The following is a 3145-nucleotide window of genomic DNA, read 5'->3' as shown; positions in this document are numbered from 1 at the left end:
GCTCGAGCGGTGCCAGGCTTGCGCACTGACCAGGGCTCGCAGCGCCTCACCTAGCAGCCGTAGGTCCTTGCGCCAATGACGCTGTCCGACATAAAAGGCATCGCTCATCAGGCGCTCGTCGAGCGACGCCCGCTCGGAGAGCATCAGCTGGGTCGGGCCGATCAGCCCCACTAGCGCTTGATCGCGCACGTGCTGCCACTCCTCGGTCCGGGACTCGGACTCCGCAGGCGTGAGCGGTGAGACGCCCAGCAGCCGCAGATCGCCCCTCACCACGGCGAACAGCCGCGGCAGCAGCGCGAGCACCGGTGCTTGGGTCCGAATGCGCCAGCTGATGAACTCACCCTCGACCAACCCGGGACGCACAGCTTTGCGGTTTCCGATCAGTCGCTCCTTGCCAAGCAAGGCGGGGCGCTTGCCACGCGCGTCGCGCTCGGTAGCGAGTGCGGCGACGAGCAGTGCCAGGACCCAGAGGGGTAGTGAGCAGACCAACAGCACGGCCCCGGCCGATCGACTCGGCCAGTCCCCGATGTCAATCGATGACGCGGGCCCGAGGCGTCCAAGCAGAAAGGCATCGGTGATGGTCAGCACGACCCCCGTATCGACGCGCATCAGGGTATCGCCGGCGACGATGGCATCATTGACCTCGAGCATCTCCCCCACATAGCTGTGCGGCAGGATCACGCAGTCGTAAAGGATGGCGGCCCGATCGATCACCACATCCTGCCCGATCATTACGTCGCCGAGCAGCTCGGCCTCGGGGTGGACACGGCTATTGTCGCCGACGTACGCGCGCCCCTGCTTCAGGCTGCGCGGAGAAACCTGGGCGCGTGGCCCAACCGAAAGCCCGAGCGCGAGCTCCACCCCGCCCGGCGCGAGGCCGTTGATCCGCCCCGAGACGAGATCCAGGCAAGCGCGATGATAGGCAGCGAGGCTGTCCAGCATGCGGACCTCGAGATCGGGCAACGCCAGCGCCTGATCGTCTGACGGTCGGTGAGATGCCGTGATATCGAGCAGATCGAGCAACGCGCCCGGTTCGGTCTGCCCTGGGCGCAGCAGGATCAGCGCCCCGCGCGGATCAGTGCCGAGCCCATAGACCAGCTCGCCGACCCGACCCTGCGCGGCGCGCAGGAAGTTGGCCACCGCCGGGCTGCGCAGCAGATCGCCGCGCAACAGCAACAGGGGCTCGTCGCGGCCCACACTCACCCGCGACCAGATCAGGCTCGGGCGTTCGTGCCCGCGCGCGAGCACGAAGCGAAAACGCGCTCCCCAGCGGCTACCGTCACCGAGCAGGCGCTCGAGGCGGTCAGCATGGTCGGCAGCGATGATGACGATCTCGGTGATGCCAAAGCCAACCAGGTCCTCGATGGTATAGCGAATCAGCTCCTTACCGGCCAAGGGCAGGATCGCGTGGGAATACTCGCGATTGAGTGGTGCCAGGCAATCATTCTCACGATCGGCGAAGATCAGTGCACGCATGGATCGGCTACCTTTGGGGCTCGGCTGTCGTCTTCGCGGTATAGGACTGACCTAGTAGGCGCCGGAGCCGAGCAGCAACGCGGGCACCGTCTTGACTAGGATCTTAAAATCCGTCCAAAGCGATTGCGACTGGATGTACTGGACATCAAGCTCGACCTGCTGCTCGAACGGGATCTCGGAGCGCCCCGAGATCTGCCAGATACAGGTGATCCCGGGGATGACCTCGAGCCGTCGGCGGTCCGAGAGCGAATACTGGTCGACCTCCGAGGGCACGGGCGGGCGCGGACCGACCAACGACATGTCACCGACCAGCACGTTCCAGAGCTGCGGTAGCTCGTCGATCGAGGTCTTGCGAATGACCCGCCCAACCTTGGTCACCCGGGGGTCGTTCTTCATCTTGAAGATCACGCCACCGGCCATCTCGTTGTTCGCCATCAGCTCGGCCTTGCGCTCTTCGGCGTCGACGTACATCGAACGGAACTTCCAGATCGTAAAGAGCTGACCCCAGCGGCCGACCCGCTTCTGCTTGAAAAAGACCGGTCCGGGGGACTCGAACCGGATGGCGAGCGCCGTGATCAAGAAGACCGGTGACAACAGCAGGAGTCCAATCGAAGACGCCACGATATCGAGCAGCCGTTTCAGCGCGTAAGAGCTCTTGACGACCAGGAGCCAGCTCGCGCGCTTGGCGTAAAAGCGCCAGCGCTGAACCCAGCTGCGCCGATCAAGATTGGCATAACGCTGGATCAATGCCGCACGCAGCTTCTCGTCGTGGGTCTGAGGCCGCGCGCTCGAGGCGACTGGCCGCTGATCAGGGTCGTTCATCATCGCTGCTCCTAGGTCGGGCGCCGAGCGCCGCGCTAGCTGTCGCGGTCAGTGGACTGTTCGAAGCGCTCAGGCCTGCGCCTTTGCAACCAGACGCGATACAGGAAGACCGGGTTGCCAATGATATAGCGACGCCACATGCGGCCGGGCTCCTGTAACAGCCGATACACCCATTCAGCCCCAATCTCGCGCATCCAGGGCGGCGCGCGGCGAATCCGCCCGGAATAGAAGTCGAACAGGCCACCGACCCCCATCGCGACCGGAGGGGCGAGCCGCGAGCGATGGCGCGCAACCCATTGCTCCTGGCGCGGCGCCCCAAACGCCACCAACAGGATGCCCGCACCACTGCGATTGATCGCGTCGATCACCGCGGCTTCTTCATCAGCGGTGAAATAGCCATCGCGCGTGCCGGCGATGATGAGCCCTGGAAAGCGCGCGCGCATGGCCTCGGCCGCCGCGGCGGCAATCCCTGGTCGCGCACCGAGCAGATACAGGGAGCGGCCGGAACCGGCGGCCGCCTCGCACAGCAGCGGAAACATGTCGGTGCCGTTGACGTTGTCACGCAGCTCGAACCCGAGCATCCGGCCGCCGATCCGCAGACCAATACCGTCCGCGAAGACGCGGTCGCAAGCGCGCAGGGTCGCGCTGTAAACGGGGTCACGCCAAGCGATGTTCAGGCAATCGGCGTTGACGAAGGCCAGCTGTTTAGGGGCTTGACCCGGTGTGCTCGCGGCCATGACCCAGCTCAGCGCCTCAGGCATGGTCATATTGTCCATGCGAATGCCGAAGATCGACACCGCATCCGGCTGCGCAAGCGGTTGAGCTTTGATGTGTAGCAGCCATCCGA

The 3145-nt window shown here is 65.1% G+C and carries 3 protein-coding genes; all 3 read right to left on the bottom strand.

Features of this window, described 5'->3' with window-relative positions; translation table 11 throughout:
• Positions 1–1476, bottom strand: a 1476-nt coding sequence (locus tag ACY693_RS17315; protein WP_462323057.1) for a sugar transferase, incomplete at its 3' end; no start/stop codon positions are given.
• 51 nt (positions 1477–1527) lie between these two features.
• Complete coding sequence (locus ACY693_RS17310) at positions 1528–2298, bottom strand: sugar transferase (protein WP_462323056.1); 771 nt, start codon at positions 2296–2298, stop codon at positions 1528–1530.
• A gap of 35 nt (positions 2299–2333) precedes the next feature.
• On the bottom strand, positions 2334–3145 hold an 812-nt coding region (locus ACY693_RS17305), incomplete at its 5' end, for a WecB/TagA/CpsF family glycosyltransferase (protein WP_462323055.1).

This window comes from Halochromatium sp. (genome assembly GCF_054919635.1).
This window is presented reverse-complemented; position numbering and strand designations above follow the sequence as displayed.

What these genes read in the sequence shown, in the direction of transcription:
- ACY693_RS17310 (WP_462323056.1), bottom strand. Translation starts at nt 2,298, where the DNA reads ATGAACGACCCTGATCAGCGGCCAGTCGCCTCGAGCGCGCGGCCTCAG.